At 50.6% G+C, this 20359-nt stretch carries 21 protein-coding genes; 15 read left to right on the forward strand and 6 right to left on the reverse strand.

Going from position 1 to position 20359, the window contains the following annotated elements:
- Positions 1-2: 2 nt before the first annotated feature.
- The 3 genes from VFT64_11960 to VFT64_11970 all read left to right on the forward strand — a co-directional run bounded on the left by VFT64_11960 (position 3) and on the right by VFT64_11970 (position 2257).
- Positions 3-542 carry a DUF1697 domain-containing protein gene (locus tag VFT64_11960; GenBank protein ID HEU5048544.1) on the forward strand — a complete coding sequence of 180 codons (540 nt, stop codon included), beginning with the start codon at positions 3-5 and terminating at the stop codon, positions 540-542.
- Positions 543-709: 167 nt separating this feature from the next.
- Complete coding sequence (locus VFT64_11965; GenBank protein HEU5048545.1) at positions 710-1891, forward strand: SIR2 family protein; 1182 nt, start codon at positions 710-712, stop codon at positions 1889-1891.
- A gap of 69 nt (positions 1892-1960) precedes the next feature.
- On the forward strand, positions 1961-2257 hold the full coding sequence (locus VFT64_11970; GenBank protein HEU5048546.1) for a GIY-YIG nuclease family protein: 297 nt from the start codon (positions 1961-1963) through the stop codon (positions 2255-2257).
- A gap of 51 nt (positions 2258-2308) precedes the next feature.
- On the opposite strand, the gene VFT64_11975 is transcribed toward VFT64_11970, so the two are convergent.
- The gene (locus VFT64_11975; GenBank protein ID HEU5048547.1) at positions 2309-3421 is read right to left on the reverse strand and encodes an acyltransferase; all 1113 of its coding nucleotides are present in this window, start codon (positions 3419-3421) and stop codon (positions 2309-2311) included.
- Positions 3422-3616: 195 nt separating this feature from the next.
- On the opposite strand from VFT64_11975, the gene def reads away from it, so the two are divergent.
- From def to VFT64_12000, 5 genes are all read left to right on the forward strand, one after another.
- Positions 3617-4189: a peptide deformylase gene (gene def, locus VFT64_11980; GenBank protein HEU5048548.1), complete on the forward strand. Its 573-nt coding sequence runs from the start codon at positions 3617-3619 to the stop codon at positions 4187-4189.
- A complete protein-coding gene (locus tag VFT64_11985) occupies positions 4186-4539 on the forward strand; it encodes a septum formation initiator family protein (protein ID HEU5048549.1) in 354 nt (117 codons plus the stop codon). Before def ends, VFT64_11985 begins: the two co-directional genes overlap by 4 nt.
- A 168-nt stretch (positions 4540-4707) precedes the next feature.
- Positions 4708-5892: a methionine adenosyltransferase gene (metK, locus tag VFT64_11990; protein HEU5048550.1), complete on the forward strand. Its 1185-nt coding sequence runs from the start codon at positions 4708-4710 to the stop codon at positions 5890-5892.
- Between the two features lie 76 nt (positions 5893-5968).
- Positions 5969-6346, forward strand: coding sequence for a fluoride efflux transporter CrcB (gene crcB / locus VFT64_11995; GenBank protein ID HEU5048551.1), 378 nt, complete (start codon positions 5969-5971; stop codon positions 6344-6346).
- Positions 6343-7281, forward strand: a complete 939-nt coding sequence (locus VFT64_12000; protein ID HEU5048552.1) for an RluA family pseudouridine synthase — start codon at positions 6343-6345, stop codon at positions 7279-7281. Before crcB ends, VFT64_12000 begins: the two co-directional genes overlap by 4 nt.
- A gap of 50 nt (positions 7282-7331) precedes the next feature.
- On the opposite strand, the gene VFT64_12005 is transcribed toward VFT64_12000, so the two are convergent.
- Positions 7332-7553: a hypothetical protein gene (locus VFT64_12005; GenBank protein ID HEU5048553.1), complete on the reverse strand. Its 222-nt coding sequence runs from the start codon at positions 7551-7553 to the stop codon at positions 7332-7334.
- A 297-nt stretch (positions 7554-7850) separates the two neighbouring features.
- Here VFT64_12005 and VFT64_12010 point away from each other — a divergent pair, with 297 nt between their 5' ends.
- The 5 genes from VFT64_12010 to VFT64_12030 all read left to right on the forward strand — a co-directional run bounded on the left by VFT64_12010 (position 7851) and on the right by VFT64_12030 (position 11865).
- Positions 7851-8312 (forward strand): MarR family transcriptional regulator, encoded by a 462-nt coding sequence (locus VFT64_12010; protein ID HEU5048554.1) that lies wholly within the window; start codon positions 7851-7853, stop codon positions 8310-8312.
- Between the two features lie 96 nt (positions 8313-8408).
- Positions 8409-9497: a hypothetical protein gene (locus VFT64_12015; protein HEU5048555.1), complete on the forward strand. Its 1089-nt coding sequence runs from the start codon at positions 8409-8411 to the stop codon at positions 9495-9497.
- Between the two features lie 8 nt (positions 9498-9505).
- Entirely contained in the window at positions 9506-10162 is a 657-nt protein-coding gene (locus tag VFT64_12020; protein ID HEU5048556.1) for a flagellar basal body-associated FliL family protein, read from the forward strand.
- Positions 10159-11187, forward strand: coding sequence for an inositol monophosphatase family protein (locus tag VFT64_12025; GenBank protein HEU5048557.1), 1029 nt, complete (start codon positions 10159-10161; stop codon positions 11185-11187). Before VFT64_12020 ends, VFT64_12025 begins: the two co-directional genes overlap by 4 nt.
- Positions 11188-11364: 177 nt before the next feature.
- On the forward strand, positions 11365-11865 hold the full coding sequence (locus VFT64_12030) for a hypothetical protein (GenBank protein ID HEU5048558.1): 501 nt from the start codon (positions 11365-11367) through the stop codon (positions 11863-11865).
- Between the two features lie 2 nt (positions 11866-11867).
- On the opposite strand, the gene ppa is transcribed toward VFT64_12030, so the two are convergent.
- Complete coding sequence (gene ppa / locus VFT64_12035) at positions 11868-12404, reverse strand: inorganic diphosphatase (protein HEU5048559.1); 537 nt, start codon at positions 12402-12404, stop codon at positions 11868-11870.
- Between the two features lie 122 nt (positions 12405-12526).
- A complete protein-coding gene (gene purB, locus VFT64_12040; protein HEU5048560.1) occupies positions 12527-13831 on the reverse strand; it encodes an adenylosuccinate lyase in 1305 nt (434 codons plus the stop codon).
- 340 nt (positions 13832-14171) lie between these two features.
- On the opposite strand from purB, the gene VFT64_12045 reads away from it, so the two are divergent.
- Positions 14172-14765 carry a superoxide dismutase gene (locus tag VFT64_12045; protein HEU5048561.1) on the forward strand — a complete coding sequence of 198 codons (594 nt, stop codon included), beginning with the start codon at positions 14172-14174 and terminating at the stop codon, positions 14763-14765.
- A 42-nt stretch (positions 14766-14807) separates the two neighbouring features.
- Here VFT64_12045 and VFT64_12050 read toward each other — a convergent pair whose 3' ends face one another.
- Both VFT64_12050 and VFT64_12055 read right to left on the reverse strand, forming a co-directional pair.
- A complete protein-coding gene (locus VFT64_12050) occupies positions 14808-16103 on the reverse strand; it encodes a hypothetical protein (protein ID HEU5048562.1) in 1296 nt (431 codons plus the stop codon).
- A gap of 207 nt (positions 16104-16310) precedes the next feature.
- Complete coding sequence (locus tag VFT64_12055) at positions 16311-17432, reverse strand: N-acetylmuramoyl-L-alanine amidase (GenBank protein ID HEU5048563.1); 1122 nt, start codon at positions 17430-17432, stop codon at positions 16311-16313.
- 390 nt (positions 17433-17822) lie between these two features.
- Here VFT64_12055 and VFT64_12060 point away from each other — a divergent pair, with 390 nt between their 5' ends.
- A complete protein-coding gene (locus VFT64_12060) occupies positions 17823-20339 on the forward strand; it encodes an Rne/Rng family ribonuclease (protein ID HEU5048564.1) in 2517 nt (838 codons plus the stop codon).
- Positions 20340-20359: the final 20 nt, after the last annotated feature.

Here is a 20359-nt window from a genome sequence, read left to right on the forward strand (position 1 = left end):
CCATGCAATACGCTGCTTTCTTCCGTAATGTGAATCTGGGGCGCAAGAACAGCCCTACCCGTCCGCAATTTGAAAAAGCATTCCTTGATGCAGGCGCAGGCAGTGCCGCTTCGTTCCTGACCAACGGCACTCTGGTATTCACTGCATCCTCGGAAGCAAAGGCACAGCGTATTCTTGAAAAAGCATGCGCACTCCTGAACGATGTATGCAATCTTCATGAACCAGCCTATATCCGCTCGGTTAAATATTTGGCGGAACTGGTCGCCACCGATCCATTCGCGTCTATTGATCCGAAAAGCGTCTATGCATGCTGCGCTTCTTTTCTTCCCGCAAATCCCGCAACATTGCCGAAACCGCCTTTTGAATCCAAACGCAAGGATGTCCAAGTGCTGCATATCCATAACGCAGATGTGCTGAGCATATGCCATAAGATCGGCAATACCCCCGGCAGTCCTAATGCATTCCTGGAAAAACAGCTGAATGTCCCCGCCACTACAAGGAACTGGAATACTATTGTGCGTCTTGTCAGTAAATTTACATAAAAATTTGTCATGCCAGCGAAGGCTGGCATCCAGCCAAGCAATTTACATAAGTCCTAGAGAATATGCCAGACCATTACTGGATGCCAGCCTTCGCTGGCATGACAAGAGCCCCATTGTGAAACAACAATAAAACTTCTACATTGAGCACCTAATTGTTGAGGTGCGATATGTTCAATGAAGAAACCGTTTTTATTCTAGGCGCTGGTGCGAGTTGGCATTATGGCTATCCCACAGGAGAAGAATTGATTAAAGAAGCTCTCAGAAAAGGTATTCTTCTAAAAGATTATTTCCAGAAATCTATGAACTCTTTAGAGCCAGGTCAGATCCGTAACGAAGAAGTCTCCCAATATGTTTTAGAAAAATGTTCTGAATTGCCTGATGCATGGAATAATGCCTACAAAGAGGCCAAAGAATTTGTAAGAAAAATACAGGAAATAGACACCTTAGTGATTGATCACTTCCTATGGCATAATCCCAGTCTTGGGAATATCGGAAAACTAATTATTGCAATGGTGCTACTTGAACGCCATACCCTATCTCAACGTTCAACAGGTAACATAAATAGAAAAGACATTTCTGAAAGAAAGGAGATAAATGACAATTGGTACAGGTTTATCATCCATAAGTTACTGCTTAATTGTCACTCTAGTAAGAACTTATGTGAGAATAGTGTTACATTTATAACTTTTAATTATGATACTTCACTAGAATATGCTCTGGAGAAAGGATTAAAAGCAGTTGAAAGACTTACACTAGAGGATATTACCGAGTTCTTGTCTCCTCCTCCACCTATAAAGCCACGAATTATACATGTGTATGGTAAAATAAGTAAAACCTCCCATATAGATTTCACCGCAACAGAAGCATTAGATAATTTTCAAATAGCGCAAATGGGTTACGGGATAAATATATCCGAGATACAAGAACGCTATAACAAGGCAAAAAAGATAATAGATGCCGCCTATAGAGCATCTAAAAGCCTAAGGCTTATTGCTCAAGATGAAAAAAACCAGAATACTGATGAGATATTGGCCGCAAAAGCGGCAATACGAAAAGCAAAAAATGTTTGTATTTTAGGATATGGCTTTGATGAATATAATAACTCCTTACTCGATCTTTATGACAGCCTGTATCATAAAGAGGGGAAATCTATACTGTTCACCAATTTTGGTGATTATAATCGCATTAATAAAAAAGCATCTTGGATATTCGGTAAAGAAAACAAAATGTTTCTAGCTGGCAAAGAAAGTATATTTGGTAATAAAACTGCTAATCTTTCAAGCTATTATTGCGAAAAGAGCACTCGCAATGTTTATGATGCACTAATGTATGATTTCGATCTTGTTTAATTCTTGTCATGCCAGCGAAGGCTGGCATCCAGCTTCGATTCCGGCTGGATACTCGGGTCAAGCCCGAGTATGACAGTGACCTATAGCAAGCAATCGACCGAAACTATGAACACCTATTACGTATACATCATGGCCAGCAAACGCAACGGAACACTCTACACCGGAGTGACTTCCGATCTGGTCAGGCGCGTGCATCAGCATAGAACCGGAGAGATCGAAGGCTTCACAAAGCAATACGGTATTAAAATGCTGGTCTGGCATGAACAGACAAACGATATTTATTCCGCAATTACACGCGAGAAGCAGATCAAAGCGTGGAAGAGGCAATGGAAACTGGCACTGATCGAAAAGGCCAATCCGGATTGAAATGATTTGTGGGAGACGATCACTGGATGCCAGCTTGCGCTGGCATGACACTTAAATAGTCTGCACCACAGCAGCAGGCTTTTTCTTAAACATCCTGCCTAGCGCAATCGAAGGCCGTTCCACAAACGCGTGCATCACCGCTGCAGCAACGAACGCCAGCGGGAATGCAATCAGCAGGCGCACAGATAGGGAAAGACTTTCATGAAGACCGTATAATATCGTCAGCAGCACCGGCAGGTGAATAAGATAGAGGCTGTAGGATACTTTACCGAGCCAGCGTGCAGGGGCGATAGAAAGCCAACGCTGCGGCGTTGCAAAGGTCAGGCAGGAAAGAATAATATAGGCCGCCACCACCCCGCGCCAAGCTTCCGCAATGGTGTAATGAATATCGATCCATGCACGCGGTACGAACAGGATCAGCAAAATTGCTAACACATGCGCGAAACGCGGCAGCGAGCGCAGGAGTGCCTGAAGTTGATCTTTATAGACGGCAAGTGTAATGCCTAGTACAAAGAACTGCACATAATAAAGCGTGAGGAATACCGCTCCTGCTGCACTCTCAGCCATATAGAAGTTATGGCCGCCATCCAGATAGGAAAATACTTTCGCCGCCGCAAATCCGAAGCAGCATGCCAGCAGCACAGCATATCCGCGCGCATAACGCACCAGCAGCATTAATAGCGGAAAAATTATCGAGATGCGCATCTCGATAATGAGACTCCAGATGGGGGGATTTAGGTCGTTACCCCCCGCTGTCCCAGTCATCAGGAAATGGGCCAGCAGTGAACCTTTCGACACTGGATGCGACCAGTCATCACCCTTGGGTGCGAATTCCGGATACGTAGCCGCCACTGCATGCCACAGCGTATAAGCAAGGGCGATCGCTACGGCAAACGGCAGGTAAATACGGCAGAAACGGCGCGTGATATAGTTTACATATCCGGGCGGCTGCGGCGAAAGATACGGCAGTGCCAGCACAAAACCACTGAGCACGAAAAACACAATGACGGACATCCGTCCCGCAATCAGATAATAGACGGGCGTATAGTCGCACAGCCAGTTATGCTCGGGAAGTGCCGGAATTACATTGTAAAAATGATTCAGCACCACAATTAGCGCCGCCACGCCACGCACGCAATCCAGGACTTCGTAACGATGTTTCATCAACTTAAACTAGAAATATAAATAAGGGTGGCAACCATAACGAGGAGCACCTATTAGCGTCAAGACGGGATGCGGATAGTTTTTATAAATATTGCATAGGCAAAAAGAGGCTCACGCCTTATAAACCGTTGAAACTCGCTTCATTTTATGACAGACTGGCGGGAGTAAATCTCAGGAAGTTTTTGGAAGAAGACCATGGCCGTGTTACCGATAATTGTTGCGCCCGATCCGACGCTTAAGCAGAAATCCGCCCGCGTGGAAGTCGTGGACGATACCGTGCGTGCAACGCTCAACGATATGCTGGATACGATGTATCGCGCAGGCGGCATCGGCCTTGCAGGCGTACAGGTCGGAGTATTGAAGAAACTGATCGTGATCGACGTGAATTGGCGTGATGACGATGCCGCTTCCCGTAAGCCGCTTAAACTCATCAACGCGGAAATCACCGCAGATTCCGACGAAGAAACTACCTACAATGAAGGCTGCCTCTCCTTCCCCGACCAGTATTCGGAAGTCGTGCGCCCCAAGGAAATCACGGTTGCCTACCTGGATGAAAACGGTAATCCGCAGGAACTGAAGACGGACGGCTTGCTCGCCACCTGCATCCAGCACGAGATTGACCATACGAACGGCATCACTTTCGTTGATCATATCTCGCGCCTGAAACGCGACATGATCATCAAGAAGCTTGAGAAAGCGAAGCGCAACGGCGTATTCGACCATCATCACCACCACCACGAACATAACGAATTCTGTAACCACGAATGAGAAACGCAACCATGGTAAAAGCTGCTCGCATGAATAGCTGGAGGCGCCCGGATAAAATGGGCGGCCCGCTTCTGCTCGCGTTCGGCGTATTTTACCTTGTGTTTCATCTGTTTAGCGGCGAACGTGGTCTCTATGCCTTACTCAAAGAAAATCGCAAGCTGGAGATCCTGAGGGCGGAATTGAAAGAGGTACAGACCAAAAATGCCGAAATGGATCGCCGCGTGAAAGCCATGAACTCCGGATCGCTGGACCTCGACATGCTGGACGAGCAAGTCCGCCGCGTGCTCGGTGACGCTTCCCGCAATGAAGTCGTTATCCCCACACAGAATCCTGCCGCAGACAAGGAATAGCTTGACCTGCTATAAATTCGCTCTAGATTAGCACTATATTTGTGGGGATTTGGTTCACTTGCCGCCACGGAAGGCTTAATACTTTCCAAAAAGGTCTAAGTGTAGCGTTTAGTGCGCCACTCCCTGCTCGAAGTCACTTTGAAAGGAATACCCGTGTCACAACTGAACATCAGCGGGCGCAAGCATTATTTATTCACCAGTGAATCCGTATCGGAAGGTCACCCTGACAAAGTTTGCGACCAGATTTCGGATGCAATTGTGGATGCCTATCTGGGAGTTAACCCGGAAGCGCGCGTGGCTGTCGAAACACTGGCCACCACGAACCGTGTGGTGATCGCGGGGGAAGTACGCGGCGCAGATTCCATCAGCTATGATATGGTCGGTCAGATCGCTCGCGAACAGATCAAGCGCATCGGATATATGCAGGACGGGTTCCATTGGGAAGATGCGAATATCGAAGTCTTATTGCATCGCCAGTCAGCGGACATCGCCATGGGCGTTGACGCAGGCGAAAATAAGGACGAAGGCGCTGGCGACCAGGGTATTATGTTCGGCTTTGCCTGCAATGAAACACCGGAGCTGATGCCAGCTCCTATTTGCCATGCAAGCAAGATCCTGCGCCTGATGGCGGAAGCCCGCCACAGCGGCAAGGAGCAGAATCTGCGTCCGGACGCCAAGAGCCAGGTCACGCTGGTTTATGAAAACGGCAAGCCAGTACGCGCCGCTTCGGTAGTCGTCTCCACGCAGCATGCAGCAGGTATCTCACAGAAAGACGTACGCGAAATCGTTCGTCCTTATGTACTTCAGTCACTGCCGGAAGGCTGGATGTGCGATGAAGAGCAGTTCTATGTCAACCCTACCGGCCAGTTTATCATCGGCGGTCCGGATGGCGACGCAGGCCTCACCGGCCGCAAGATCATCGTGGATACATATGGCGGTGCAGCCCCCCATGGCGGCGGCGCATTCTCTGGCAAAGACCCCACGAAGGTGGACCGCTCCGCAGCTTACGCGGCACGTTACCTCGCTAAAAACGTCGTCGCGGCAGGCCTCGCTGAACGTTGCACGATCCAGCTCTCCTATGCAATTGGCGTTTCCAAGCCCATCTCATTCTATGTCGGAACCGAAGGCGGGAAAGTGGATGAAGACAAGCTGGAAAAAGTACTGCAGGGCCTGATGGACCTTTCGCCGCGTGGCATCCGCAAACATCTTAACCTGAACCGTCCGATCTACACGCGCACCGCCGCTTACGGGCATTTCGGCCGCGCGCCGGAAGCAGATGGCGGTTTCTCCTGGGAAAAGCTGGACCTTGTGGACGCACTAAAATCCGAATTCAAGAACGTGATCGCCGCTTAAATCACACTGGAAAACTGGACTTTGAGACGGGGGCTGTTACACTGCCCCCGCCATAATTGCTTAAAGCGGATTAACGATGAACCTTCTATATGTTGCGGCGGGCGGCGCCACAGGTGCTGTCATACGCTTCCTGATGATGAACCTGATCGGCCACAGGATGGGAAACGATTTCCCCTATTCTACGCTCATTGTGAATATCAGCGGCTCGCTCGCCATGGGACTTTTAATCGGCTGGCTGGCGCGCGCCCTACCCGCTAATGCTTCCGATATCAGACTATTCCTGGCGGTCGGCGTATTGGGTGGCTACACCACATTCTCCAGTTTCTCGCTCGACGCTATCACACTGATGGAAGAAGGCCGTATCGGCTCCATGGCCATCTATATCGTTGCATCCGTTCTGCTGTCGCTGGTCGGGCTGCTGGGCGGTCTCTATTTAATAAGGACACTACCGTGAATCAATATACCGTAGAAGAAGCCGATGGCGATATCAGACTCGATCGCTGGTTCAAGCGTCACCGCCCTGACGTCCCGCACGGCATGTTGGAAAAAGCGCTGCGCAAAGGCGATATAAGGCTGGAAGGCAAAAAAGCAAAAGCGTCCGACCGCGTGCAGCAAGGACAGACGATTACGATACGCTTTCTGGCTACTCCTCCCGTAGCAAAGGAAGAAAAATCTACTCCTAAACCACAAAAAACTACCCCTGAAGATGCAAAGATGCTGCAGGATGCAGTCCTGTATAAAGATGCGGATATCATCGTCATCAACAAACCGCCGGGACTGGCGGTACAGGGCGGCAGTAAGATCACGCGTAGCGTGGACGGTATGCTGGATGCATTACGTTTTGATGCCAAGGAACGTCCGAAGCTCGTGCATCGTCTCGACCGCGATACAAGCGGTGTGCTGGTGCTGGCGCGTTCGGCAAAAGCCGCAACGAAACTCATGCATGCTTTCGCCCGCAAGGAAGCGGAAAAGATTTACTGGGCGCTGATCAAAGGCGCACCGGAAATTCCGCAGGGCAAGATCGACCTGCCTCTCGCCAAGCAGGAAGACGGCGATATAGAGAAAGTCAATATTGACGAGGAGGACGGCAAACGCGCCATTACCTATTACCGCGTGCTGGAACGCCTCGGCAAGACATTATCCTGGGTAGAACTGATGCCCGTCACCGGCCGCACGCACCAGCTGCGCGTCCATATGAGCGCCATCGGCCATCCGATTTTGGGTGACGGTAAATACGGTGCGCGCGAAGCCTTTATCGACGGCATGGAGCTTTCACGTAAACTCCATCTGCATGCACGGCGCATTGTGATTCCCGGACTTATCGATGTCACAGCCCCCTTGCCCCGCCATATGGAGCAAAGCTGGGAAACGCTGGGATTGGACCAGTAATAAAAAAGGCAGGCCGAAGCCTGCCTTCCAACCACGAAAGAACCTGGGGGTTAGTTCTTTTTCACGGTTTTATCTTTATCGGTTTTATTGGCTGCCGTGTTCACAGTGACTTTAGCGTCTTTCTTATCGGCAGTGTTTTTGCCTGCTGCAGTAGCTGCAACGGTCGCCTTGGCATGAATGTCCTGCTTCGGGGCTTTGGTGGTTTCAGCGGCACAGGCTCCGGAAGCAATGAAAGCGGCAACGCAGGCTGCGGTCAGTAACGTCTTTTTCATATATATCCTCATAATAAATAATGGGTCTTCCTCTTGGGTAAACAAGGGGAATTAGATCTGTATGTAATTAATTCGTACAGAAATAATAATGCAGTAATATTATTTGTATAAAATAATGCAAGAAAAATGACACAAATTCTGCAGCTACAAAATCCTTATATCTCAGCATTATGAATCTTATTCCGCAGAAACCCGTCATCGCCCTCTTGCAGAGGGCTGCATACAATAGTAGGTTGAATAATCATTTGGTAAACAATATCTGCATTTGATACGATAGCGGAAAAACGGAACACACCTATGCCTGTTAATAAGACAACGGTCACGCAAAAGCCTGACTATGAAAAACGCATCGTGCGCGCTTTGCGGCAACTCACCCAGAAACTGGATGCACACTCCAGGCAGCTACTGGCAAATCACGATGTAACCATGCCGCAGATCATCTGCCTGGATACGCTGACCGATAAGGGAGCCATGACGGTTTCTTCTCTTGCCAGCACCATCCATCTTACTCCCAGCACGACCGTTGGCATCATAGACAGGCTGGAGAAAAAAGGGTTCGTCAAACGCATGCGTGATAGCACGGACCGGCGCGCTGTCTTTGTCGAAGTAACGAATGAGGGGCGTGAGTTCATGATTTCATCTCCGCACCTACTGCACAACAGACTGCGCGACAATTTAAACAGACTTCTTGAGCGCGACCAGGCGCAAATCGCAAATTCGCTGGATGTACTTGTACAGCTTATGGACAAAAAACCGTAATAACGGTAATCAGGAATTAATATATTGACCCCACGGTCGTTATAGCAGAAAATAGCGCGCTTGATTTTTGTGGGACTGAGCAGGATACTGACCTTTATGTTCGGATTAATGAAAATATTACGCAGGGAGACCGACACAGCCGAAGACAGGGCCGGGCTTTCCAGCCTTAAACCGGGTTGCACGGTGGGCTTCGGGTTTATCCCCCAGCGCAATATCAGCGGCTGCCGCATGGAAGTGAAAGCCGTTCAGAGCTACATGTTCGGCGACGATACCTTTCTCGCCTACACGCTCACGGATGAAAATAGCGAGATCAACCTGATTGCCGCCAGGGATACGGATTCGGACAATATGTATCTGTCACTGTCACAGAAAATTGAATCCAGGCTCTTTCCCATGCTGTTCCTGTCCAAGCAGCCCGAACAGTGGTTCACCATGAATGAAGGCGATATCGTCAATACCAGCCTGCGCGTCATGGGCATGCAGCAAAGCTGGGTTGCTCCGAGCTACAGACTGGCCATACTATCCCATGGCTCAGTGCTGGATGGGGACTACCGCGAACTGAAAAAACCTTACAATGCTCACCCCGCACGCCATTTTGAATATGCCCTGCTCGTGGACGACGACAACGAACACGCACTGGAAGCGGAAAAATATGAAGACGGCACACTCATCGTTTATTCTACCGTCTATCGCCCCGCCACGGATATCGGCGCCATTACGCGCCCATCCGGTGATTCGGCACAGTTGTCTCTTCTTGACGATGACTTCCAGAAAACCAAAGCTTTCGAGCTACCGGAGAGGTGGGAAAAGAAATCCTCCGCGGACGTCATTTCGATCAGTGGCGAATCCCTCCCGACCGTTCAGACACCCGCCATGCAGGAACCTGTAAAGGAATCACCCAGGATTGATGCCAAACCGGAAGGTGACTTTATTGCACTGGAAAGTACGCTTGCCGGGAAAGTAATTCGGGAAGCGCAGCAGAATAACATCTCCCTGGCAGCACTGATCCGCAAAGTGATCGACCTGCCGGAAGCGGTAAATGACGAGGTAATGGTCTCATTTTCCCTTTCGGAAGCGGAAAAGAAAGAACTGGCGGACCGCTATAAACTCAAACCATCCGAATATGAAGAAGTAAAGAAGCACATTATCAAAGAATTGCAGCAATTTGTCGGCAACAAAAAATAGGTATGGCCATGGCGGATAAGAAAGACAAAGACGAAGACGAGAAAGAAAAAGACCAGGAAGGTGCGGAAGAAGGCCAGGAAAACTCAGAAGAGCAAGAAGCCGAAGCGAAAAAGAAAAAAAAGAAAAAGATTATATTGATTGCCGTCGCCGCAGTAGTCTTTCTTGGCGCGGTCGGTTCGGGAGTCTATTTCAGCGGCATATTAAAGCCCACCAAGACAGAAACGCTGAATAAGAAAGCCAAAAAACATCATAAAGAAGGCGAAGAAGGTGCTCACGGAAGCAGCGGTTCGAGCGTGAAAGCGGTGAAACAGAATCTGGGCGAATGGACTCCCGGTCCTGTGCCCGGCCATGAAGGTGATGACGTACAATATTACAATCTGCCGGAATTCCTCGTGAACCTGAATACGGGCGGCAAGCAGACCAGCTTTATCAAAATGGAAGTGACGCTCGAAGTGCCGACGGAAGGCGACAACGACGCCATCGACAGCCGTATGCCCCGCATTACCGACAGCTTCAACACGTACTTACGTGAATTGCGTGCGGGTGATATTGCAGGCTCTGCCGGTCTTTACCGTCTGCGCGAGGAATTGCTGCTGCGCATCAACAAGATCATCTATCCCAACAAGGTCAATGACGTTCTGTTCCGGGAAATCATTATCCAATGACGGTCTTCAAAGAAGAGGACAATAGCGCACTCGCAGAGTTCGGTCGGGAAATCGTGCTGACATTGGCAGTGCCTGTGTTAGTACAGGGTTACGCTGAGCTCGTAGCCAGATTTCGCAACGATCATTCACTCGAAAACGCCGTGAAGGAATCCGGGATAGACTCGGCGCTTTCCGCAGAAGGCCCTGAGATGGCCGCGCTACGCAAGGATAATAAGGAACTTGTCACCGCAGCGGAAAAGATTGCAGAACGGCACATGACGGAAGCAGTGCGAAAACAATTTCCTGACCATGCGGTAGTGGGTGAAGAACATGGCTTTACGCCCGGCAGCGATACACGCTGGGTTTTCGATCCTGTAGACGGCACCAGTGCTATGATCCGCTGCGCGCTCGCTGACGCATTCGGCCTTCCCTACCCTGCGCCAACTCCCGCATTCGGAATTACCGCAGGTATTGTCCGGGGCGAGACAGCCATAGTGGGAATTGTCGTTCAGCTCATACCGGCAGCTGGCGAATTACGCATAGGCGACATCTGGATCGGCCATAGCGGTATCGCTACCAATAACGGTAAGCCTGTGCACACTACCGAAGCCGCCATAACGCTGAAGGAAACAACACTTCTGTGCACCGTTCCACAGGTAATGTTTAACACCGCACAGAAATGGGGAGGATTCCAGGCACTTATGGAAGCAACCGAATCCTGCATTACGGATCAGAACTGCATCGGCTTCATGCGCCTGTTGGGCAACAATACCCATATCATTTACGAAGCTGATCTTGCCTATCATGACGTCGCGGCTCTTATACCGATCCTGCAAGGCGCTGGCCTTACTGTTACAAATGCGGAAGGCAATCCGCCTCGTTTTCCGGAAACCGCAATCGGCACAGAGTTTTCCATACTTGCAACCCCTGCGGCTTTGCACCCTTTAGCATTAGCTTGTATACGCAAAGGTGTTCCGGCCGAAAACAACCACTTCGGCAAACATGCTGTCATCGGCAAAGGTTATGCGCAAAAGTTCTCGGCGTAATAACAGCACGTATCAAATCCGAACAATTTAATATTAGCCGATATCAACCTTGAATTACATACAAGGGAGAGATACAAATAAAAAAGCGATATCATAAGTAACACGGACGTCGTTTTGCAAGCACGCTTCATTAATATAGGAAAACGCCTGATAAAAACTATAGCGCCAGCAATTTGCATGAGCGCCAGCCTGTTGTGCCAGCCAGCCTTAGCGACAGACCAACTTGATATTTCCACAGGGTTAAAAACATGGCTGCTGGTCAATGAACGGCCAACAGGAGTCATAAAAGTAGCCGTGCTGTTCGATGAGTCCAATCCTTTATCCAAAGCAGACGCACAAACTATTAAAGACGATATGGATAAAGGAATAGGAATTCCCGGCGGTGTTGAAGTGACTGCAGGTCTGGTTGCAAGCAATGATGCCACTCAGCTTGCCGGAGCCCGGGTAGCCTTTCTAACCGATGGCATGTCGGAAACGGCAATAAGAACTGCCGGAAAGACCGCTCTCAAAGCAGGAGTCCTGACGATATCGACAAATTTGAATTGCGTGGCAATGGAGCAATGCATCATCGGCATCATCTCCAAACCGCGCGTGGAAATCTATTATAGCGCGACAGCGGCGGAGGCAGCGCATATCAGCTTCTCCCCCGCCTTTATCATGCTCGTAAGGCAGCTATAGAATTAAGCTGCCGCTTTACCGGTACGCGTCATACCTTCCTGGATGAGCTTTGCGGCTTCTTCCGCATCCACCCATTTCAGCACTTTTACCCACTTGCCCTTTTCCAGATCCTTGTAATGTTCAAAGAAGTGGGCAATCTGATCGCACAGAATCTGCGGCAGGTCTTTATAGGACTTCACATTCGAATAGAACGCGCCAAGCTTATCCACCGGTACAGCAATGATTTTTTCATCCTGACCGGATTCGTCTTCCATCAGCAGCGCGCCGATCGGCCTTGCACGAACGACTGAGCCTGCCAGCACCGGAATGTTCGTAACGACAAGCACGTCGCACGGATCACCGTCACCGGAAAGCGTATGCGGCACAAAACCGTAATTCGCAGGATAAATCATCGACGTCTGCAGGAAACGGTCGACGAACAATGCGCCGGAATCCTTGTCGATCTCATATTTCACCGGCAGCCCGCCCTGCGGAATTTCAATCACCACATTGATGTCATGCGGCGGGTTTTTGCCTGTCGGAATTTTGCTGATATCCATATTTAAAGTCCTTTAGTAAGTTAATTATTTAAATTGCTCCTACAAAAGCCTGCTGACTTTTGCAATGAGCCTAACGCCTTCGGCGACTGAAGGGTTCAGCCTACTGGCTTCCCCCTTCTCCGCTATTTGCCGTTGCCTGCAAACACCCTATTGAAAATCGTATCCACATGTTTGGTGTGGTAGTCAAGATTGAACAATGCCTTGATATCCTCAGGCTTCAACGCATCGGTCACTTCCTTATCGGCCAGCAGCTCGGTCAGGAAGTCCTTGCCCTGCTCCCATACCTTCATCGCATTACGCTGCACAAGTGCATAAGCGCCTTCGCGCGATACCCCGGCTTGCGTCAGCGCCAGCAGCACGCGCTGGGAGAAAATCAGCCCGCCAAGCTTGTTCATGTTCTTCTGCATATTCTCCGGATAAACGATCAGCTTATCCATCATGTCAGTGACACGGGCGAGCGCGAAATCAAGCGTCACGGTCGCATCCGGGCCGATCATACGCTCTACGGAAGAATGGGAAATATCGCGTTCATGCCACAGCGCCACGTTCTCGAGCGCAGGCAATGCATAAGCACGCACCATGCGCGCCAGACCGCAAAGATTCTCCGAAAGCACCGGATTGCGCTTATGTGGCATGGCAGAGCTGCCCTTCTGCCCTTTGGAGAAATATTCTTCCGCTTCCAGCACTTCCGTACGCTGCGCATGACGGATTTCCACGGCTATATTTTCGACCGAGCCCGCAATCACAGCAAGCGTGGAGAAGAACGCCGCATGGCGGTCACGCGGAATCACCTGACTGGAAACCGGTTCCACAGCCAATCCAAGCTTTTGCGCTACATATTCTTCCACGAACGGTGCGATATTGGCAAACGTGCCCACAGCACCGGAAATAGCGCAGGTTGCTATATCCGCGCGTGCAGCAACAAGGCGCTCGCGGCAACGCGCGAACTCAGCATAGAACCGCGCAAGCTTGATACCGAATGTCGTCGGTTCCGCATGAATACCATGGCTGCGGCCCACGCACACCATGTCTTTGGTTTCGTACGCACGGCGCTTGAGCACAGCGAGCAATTTATCGAGATCCGCAAGCAGCAGATCCGCTGCTTCCTTGAGCTGCACGGCAAGGCAGGTATCCAATACGTCTGAACTCGTCATCCCCTGATGCATGAATCGCGCATCTTCGCCGACATATTCCGCAACGTTCGTCAGGAACGCGATCACGTCATGCTTTGTTACGCGTTCAATCTCGTCGATCCGCGCCACATCGAATTTACCCTTTTTCCAGATGGTCTCCGCAGCCGATTTCGGAATCACCCCCTGAATCGCCAAAGCATCGCAGGCATGCGCCTCGATCTCGAACCAGATACGGAAGCGGTTTTCCGGCTGCCAGATAGCAGCCATTTCGGGACGGGAGTAACGCGGAATCATGATACCAACCTATGAATTATAACTTAAATAAGGTTGCCATCCTTACTACAGAATGGTAGGTTCTGCGAACAAAATTTTCATAGCACAACAAAAACAACGGGTTACATATACTGAACACCTCCGGAACCGGAAGCGCTCGGCAACCGAATATCTTTTGTTATTAGCGTGTTATAAGAATCTTGTACCGGAGTTCTGGTCAATACCACCGGAGAAACAGATAATGGAAATCACACGACGCAAATTCTGTACTTCCATGGCGGCGGTTTCTGCCTCTGTCCTGGTCTCAAAGACCGCACTGGGAGACAGTGCCGTCACATCACATATAAGAAAGGGAAAAAATATGGCTTTTACATTACCGGATCTTCCTTACGCCCAGAATGCACTGGAACCCTACATCAGCGCAAACACGCTGGGCTTCCATCATGGCAAACATCATCAGGCTTACGTCACTAACCTGAATAACCTGGTGAAAGACACCGACCTCGCCAACATGACGCTGGAAGAAATCATCAAGAAAACCGCTGGCGATGCAGGCAAAGCCGGTGTTTTCAACAATGCCGCGCAGGTCTGGAACCATACGTTCTACTGGCACTCCATGAAACCGAACGGCGGCGGCGCACCGAAAGGTAAGATTGCCGACAAGATCAATGCTGATTTCGGCAGCTTCGATAAGTTCAAGGAAGAGTTCAAAAATGCAGGCGCTACGCAGTTCGGCAGCGGCTGGGCATGGCTTGTGCTGGAAAACGGCAAACTGAAAGTGACCAAGACACCGAACGCCGATCTGCCGATGGTACACGGCCAGACCGCGCTGCTCACGATGGATGTGTGGGAACACGCATATTATCTGGACTTCCAGAACCGTCGCCCGGACTACATCACCACGTTCCTGGATAAGCTGGTAAACTGGGAATTCGCAGAAAAGAACCTTGGGTAAGTCTTAGGCCCACCCGGAGGGGGCGAATACGCTATACGCGTATTACGCTCCCCTGCCGTGGGGTTTCGTCAAGGGCGCCAGACCGGCCCTGAGCTTATCAGCGATTCCATTCTCATCTTTACCGCGGGTAATAGCCAGGATCGCTGCAACCGTAGTAACTACACCAAGTGCCGCTACGACCTTACCCATGAATCCTTTTTTCTTCGTAACCTCACCGGTTGCCTGATCCACTTCTTCCTGGCCACCGCTCTTCATCCCGCCAAGGGTTAAAGCCGCACCGGCTACTGCAAGACCCGCAAGAGCTGCCGTGGTGCCAGTAAGACCTTTGCCATCGCTGCTTTTGCCTGCACCATCGATTGAGCTGCTGGCTCCGATACCGGAAGCAGGAGTAATGTTCATGGAACTCTGTATAACTGAGGTATCCAGCATCGCAGTAAGATCTTTGAATGCCTTCGGATCATCAACCTTATCGCCCTTTTTACCCCAGTCAGTAGCAAGTCCGCTACCGGCAGCCTTCGATGCAGCCACTTCCTCCTGAATTGCCTGGTGGATTTTATGCTTGATCGCCGCCTGCAAATCCTTATTTTTATCTGCCCCATTATTAGCAAGCGCCGTATCATAAGCCCCTTGCACAGCATTTAAGCTATTCCTAGCCTCATCAACTACTGCTACATCAGGTGTTGCACCATTCTTTTTAGCATCTTTAAGAGCAGCCGACTTTTCTACTGCGACTTTCAATGCATCTACCACTCTGGTAACATCGGCATCGATAGTACCACCACCAGAAGGCAGTGCAGCAGCCCATGTCGTCAAATTAGTCGTATAAGACTGCAGATTTGCATTGAATGCATTGGTTTTCTTAATCTGATCCTCAATGCTTGCACCTTTCATCAGGTCTTTATATTCCGCTTCTACCGCAGCCGTAAATTCAGCTTTGTCATATCCAAGTTTATCTGCCTGGTCTGCTGCCTGAGTAATATAGTCCTTTGTACGGCCAGCTCCTTTAGCAAGAACAATATAAGAGGCTGCCTCATGAACATTAACCTTCGTCTTTGGTTCAGCCACCGGGTCAGGATTGGGAACACCAGCTGCACGCAAATCAGCTACTGGAATTTCCGAACCGCCACTGCTGCGTAATTTTCTAATTTCCTGAACAAGCACACCAGCTTCGGTATCACTTATTGATATATTGCCAGCTACTTTGGCTGCCTTATCAAGCGTGCCAGTAAGAGTAGCGCGTACCTCATTGCGTTCGGTTTCGCCCGCTTTGTCAGTGGGCACACCATTCGCTGTCATGATGCGTTCTATCTCTTGATCATTCAGATTAAACCTAGCCATACGCTTCTCCTGCCTTGTGTACTTAAAATTTGTTGTTTAACCGATTTGTCTTATTAACTTCATGATTCGTTATAACATGATTATTAACCCAAATGTGTTACAATTGTGTTAAATTTCCATGAAGGAAATATTACTAATCGCATTTTTTTGCATAATATTTCAGTGGCTTCCGAAAAAGGCAGGATCTTTTTTTATACGATTTGGCAATCACTTACTAAAATAAGCGTTCACGGCGTCCACTACCCCGTGCGTAATTTTATGCTCATAATTTTTGGTATGAAGCAGGCGCTCTTCGTCCGGATTGGTCAGGAAACCGACTTCCACCAGCACGGACGGAATATCCGGCGCTTTCAGCACGGCAAAGCCTGCAAAACGGTGGGTGTGCACCAAAAGATTCACATCGTCCCCGCTCAGTTTCTTTACCAGAAGATCGGCAAACTGGTTGGATTTTGAGCGGGTTTCGCGCTGCGTCAGATCGATCAGGATATCGGCGACGTCCTTGCTCGTGCCGGACAGATCCATCCCGCCGATGATATCCGCTTTATTTTCTTTTTCCGCCAGCGCTTCCGACTGCTGGTCCGACGCGGTTTCTGAAATCGTGTAAACAGAAAGCCCGTCCGCCGACTCGACAGGAGAAGAATTAGCATGGATGGAAATAAATAGATTGCCATGATTCGCACGCGCGCGCCGCACACGTTCGCCCAGCAGCAGGTAACGGTCATCCGTGCGCGTCAGATGCACCTGGTAGCGCCCCGTCTCCAGCAATGCCGCCTTGAGCAGTCTTGCATATTGCAGCGTCAGGTCTTTCTCGCGGCTTCCCGCGTATCCTGCAGTGCCTGGGTCCTGCCCGCCATGCCCGGCATCCAGAATAATCACCGGCTTGCTCTTGGGTTCTTCCTCGGGCGGCTGCGTTGTTTCCGCTGCAGCATGGCTACTGCCTGCTCCGCGCATAACATCGAACACCAGCCAGTAAGCATGGTGCCAGCGTTCAAGCTTGGAGTTCATTACCCGGACATCCGTCACAAAATCGAACACGACGCGCGTCGTGCTTTTATTATAGCGGCTGTAGCGTATTCGTGCGATCAGAGGGTCATTATAATGTTTTGGGAGCCCCGCTCCACTGCGCCAGTGCGCCGGAGGAAGGTCCAGCACAAGCCGCGGCGGCGGATGTTCGACCATGAACAGGTGATAACTCGCTTTTTCGCTGAGCCGGATGCTCACATGTTCGCCCCCCTTGATGGGGCGGACGTGCAGCTCATTGATTTCCAATGCATTTGCTGCCGCAGGCAGCATCCATAAACCCAGAACAATTGAAAAAATACGCCGCATGCCTCATTCGTAATGGACCACCGCGTAACTTGCAACGCCAACAACGTATATTTCTTGTAAAATTCGCAGCCTGTGGCAATGCTGCGCCTATGAATGGGACAACTATTTTCGTCAAATTATAATTGTAGTTATCAATGCAATTATATATAGTCACCCTGCTTATGGAATTTTCTGCTTATTCGTCTGCTGTTTGACCATAACCAGCGCAGACGCATGAGCAGCAGGTATTAATATTTAACATTTTTTGATTTCGGCCTTTATGGTGTTTTCACTTCGTTCAACCGGCATTGATGCAGCAGGACTACGTGCTATTTCGCATGGCGCGCGCATCGCCGTTTCTGATCGTGGAGGAGCTGATGCCCTGCAAAGGCCGGCTATAGGAGTATTTTCATGGTTTTACGACTACTCATTGATTCGGTTCACACAGAGGAAACACGCGTAGCGATCGTAGAAAACGGCCGCATTAACGACTTCGATTTCGTCACATCCGCAAAGAAACAGCTTAAAGGCAATATCTATCTTGCCAAGATAACACGCGTCGAGCCCTCCCTGCAGGCAGCTTTCGTCGAATATGGCGGCGATAAGCAGGGCTTCCTCCCCTTCGCAGAAATTCATCCCGATTATTACCAGATTCCCGTCGCCGACCGCGAACGCCTCATGAAAGAGGTAGAAGCCGGAGAAGACGCGCGTGAAGAAAACGGAGCTTCATCCGAAGCAGCGGAAGAATCCGCGGCTCCTGCAAAAGCGGTTACCGTAAAGCAGGAAGAGCCGGAACCGGAAGAAATTTTCCTGAAAGCAGAACCGGAGATCATCGCCCATCTGCACGAAACACCGGTAGCTTACAGCGAAGCCGTCACGGAAGCGGAAGTGGAAGCACAGGCACATGGAGAAACTCCGCAGCCGATAGAAGGCCCTGCCGTTCAGCAGGAAGTGATCCCCCCCTCTATCACCGAAGCAGCAGAAGCAATCGAACCGTCCGAAGGACAGGAACATAGCGAAACCGCCGAAACCGAGCCGCAGGAAGCACAGGAAATTGAAACCCTGGCCAGCGAAGAAGATGCCGTGCGCCAATCGCGTTCCGCCTCTTTCTATCGCCGCTATAAGATCCAGGAAGTCATTAAACGCAACCAGATCGTACTCGTACAGGTGATCAAGGAAGAACGTGGCAATAAGGGCGTTTCTCTGACCACTTTCATTTCACTGGCTGGCCGCTATTGCGTTCTGATGCCCAATTCCCCCAAAGGCGGTGGCATTTCCCGCAAGATTTCCAGTGGTGAAGATCGCAGGCGCCTGAAGGAAATCTCTTCCGAACTCAAAACCGCGCGCGGCATGAGCGCCATCATCCGCACTGCAGGCATCGACCGCACCCGCGGCGAAATCCAGCGCGACTACGAATACCTCGTTAAATTATGGGAAACCATTCGCGAACAGACCCTTTCTTCCAGCGCCCCTGCGCTGATTTACGAAGAAGGCGATATCATTAAACGCACCATTCGCGATTTATATACGACTGATATCAGTGAAATTATCGTTGCAGGCGAAAACGGCTACAATCAGGCAAAAACCTTCCTGAACATGCTCCTGCCGGGCGACGAGGTAAAAGTCAAATCGTACCAGGACAATATCCCGCTCTTCCATGCCTATAACATCGAAGACCAGCTCAATTCCATGTATGACCAGAGCGTAAAACTGCGCTCCGGCGGCTATATCGTCCTGAATCCGACCGAAGCGTTGATCTCGATCGACGTTAACTCCGGCCGATCCACAGGCGAACGCAATATTGAGGAGACCGCAGCCAAGACGAATCTGGAAGCGGCAGCAGAAATCGCCCGCCAGCTGCGCCTGCGCGACCTTGCAGGCCTGATCGTGATCGACTTTATCGACATGGCCGACTCCCGCAATCGCCGCGCTGTCGAGCGCGCACTGCGTGACGCGCTGAAAATGGACCGTGCGAAAATTCAGCTCGGCCGCATCAGCCCATTCGGTCTGCTGGAAATGTCTCGCCAGCGCCTGCGTCCCAGCATCAGCGAAACCAGCACCATCACCTGCCCGCATTGCAGCGGCAAAGGTGTAGTGCGCTCCAACAGCTCGATTGCACTGCAGGCCATCAGGGCGCTTGAGAAGGAAGCCGCAAGCAAAGCAACAACGGAACTGAAACTCACTGTAACCACGGCAGCCGCACTGGAGATGCTCAACAGCAGACGCGATGCAATCTCCGGCATTGAACAGAAATACGGTGTGAAGATCATGATCGTCGCGGATGACAGCATCCCGCACGGCAATTTCCGCATTGAAAAGGTCAAAGGCGGAAAGCGCCATAACCAGCCTGCTTCCGGTCAGACACCGGTTTCCATGGATCATCTGACGATGGAAGGAATTCCACTGCCGCCGGAAGAACCCACCGTGAACGCAGAAGCCGGTACGGAAGAAGAGACACAGCAACCGCACACTGCCGCATCCGGTGAAGATCGTCCTCGCCGCAGGCGTGGTGGCCGCGGAAGGCGCGGTGGAAAGAATTTCGCCGAGCGTAATGCAGAACGCGGCAACGAATCCGTTCCCGCTAACGAAACGCAGGAAACAACACAGGTAGAGGGTACAGAATCTGGCACTGAAGACGCCTCCGGTCAGGCTCCGAAACGCGAGGAGCGTGGAGGACGTCGCAACAGACAGCGCCGCTGGCGTGACAAGCGCGACGGGAACCGTCCGGAAAATCAGAATACTGGAGCAGAAGCAGCACCGCATTCGGAACATTCTGGCGCCTCCACCCATGCAGCACCTGTAAATCATGCACCGTCAGCCGCACCGCAGCCACAGCAGAACAGCACTGTACTGCCCCTGGACCAGCAGGCCCCGCAGGATGGTAAACCTAAAAAAGGCTGGTGGCGCAGAATTGTCGAAGCATCGTAAGATCGCTTCCTATCAGCCAA

The sequence above is a fragment of the Rickettsiales bacterium genome, assembly GCA_035765535.1.
Taxonomy (GTDB): domain Bacteria; phylum Pseudomonadota; class Alphaproteobacteria; order Rickettsiales; family JABCZZ01; genus JABCZZ01.

Excerpts from the sequence above, each read along its gene's own strand:
- VFT64_11960 (HEU5048544.1), top strand. The coding sequence starts at position 3 with ATGCAATACGCTGCTTTCTTCCGTAATGTGAATCTGGGGCGCAAGAAC.
- VFT64_11965 (HEU5048545.1), top strand. The coding sequence starts at position 710 with ATGTTCAATGAAGAAACCGTTTTTATTCTAGGCGCTGGTGCGAGTTGG.
- VFT64_11970 (HEU5048546.1), top strand. The coding sequence starts at position 1,961 with ATGACAGTGACCTATAGCAAGCAATCGACCGAAACTATGAACACCTAT.
- VFT64_11975 (HEU5048547.1), bottom strand. The coding sequence starts at position 3,421 with ATGAAACATCGTTACGAAGTCCTGGATTGCGTGCGTGGCGTGGCGGCG.
- def (HEU5048548.1), top strand. The coding sequence starts at position 3,617 with ATGGCCGTGTTACCGATAATTGTTGCGCCCGATCCGACGCTTAAGCAG.
- VFT64_11985 (HEU5048549.1), top strand. The coding sequence starts at position 4,186 with ATGAGAAACGCAACCATGGTAAAAGCTGCTCGCATGAATAGCTGGAGG.
- crcB (HEU5048551.1), top strand. The coding sequence starts at position 5,969 with ATGAACCTTCTATATGTTGCGGCGGGCGGCGCCACAGGTGCTGTCATA.
- VFT64_12005 (HEU5048553.1), bottom strand. The coding sequence starts at position 7,553 with ATGAAAAAGACGTTACTGACCGCAGCCTGCGTTGCCGCTTTCATTGCT.
- VFT64_12010 (HEU5048554.1), top strand. The coding sequence starts at position 7,851 with ATGCCTGTTAATAAGACAACGGTCACGCAAAAGCCTGACTATGAAAAA.
- VFT64_12015 (HEU5048555.1), top strand. The coding sequence starts at position 8,409 with ATGTTCGGATTAATGAAAATATTACGCAGGGAGACCGACACAGCCGAA.
- VFT64_12020 (HEU5048556.1), top strand. The coding sequence starts at position 9,506 with ATGGCGGATAAGAAAGACAAAGACGAAGACGAGAAAGAAAAAGACCAG.
- VFT64_12025 (HEU5048557.1), top strand. The coding sequence starts at position 10,159 with ATGACGGTCTTCAAAGAAGAGGACAATAGCGCACTCGCAGAGTTCGGT.
- VFT64_12030 (HEU5048558.1), top strand. The coding sequence starts at position 11,365 with ATGAGCGCCAGCCTGTTGTGCCAGCCAGCCTTAGCGACAGACCAACTT.
- ppa (HEU5048559.1), bottom strand. The coding sequence starts at position 12,404 with ATGGATATCAGCAAAATTCCGACAGGCAAAAACCCGCCGCATGACATC.
- purB (HEU5048560.1), bottom strand. The coding sequence starts at position 13,831 with ATGATTCCGCGTTACTCCCGTCCCGAAATGGCTGCTATCTGGCAGCCG.
- VFT64_12045 (HEU5048561.1), top strand. The coding sequence starts at position 14,172 with ATGGCTTTTACATTACCGGATCTTCCTTACGCCCAGAATGCACTGGAA.
- VFT64_12050 (HEU5048562.1), bottom strand. The coding sequence starts at position 16,103 with ATGGCTAGGTTTAATCTGAATGATCAAGAGATAGAACGCATCATGACA.
- VFT64_12055 (HEU5048563.1), bottom strand. The coding sequence starts at position 17,432 with ATGCGGCGTATTTTTTCAATTGTTCTGGGTTTATGGATGCTGCCTGCG.
- VFT64_12060 (HEU5048564.1), top strand. The coding sequence starts at position 17,823 with ATGGTTTTACGACTACTCATTGATTCGGTTCACACAGAGGAAACACGC.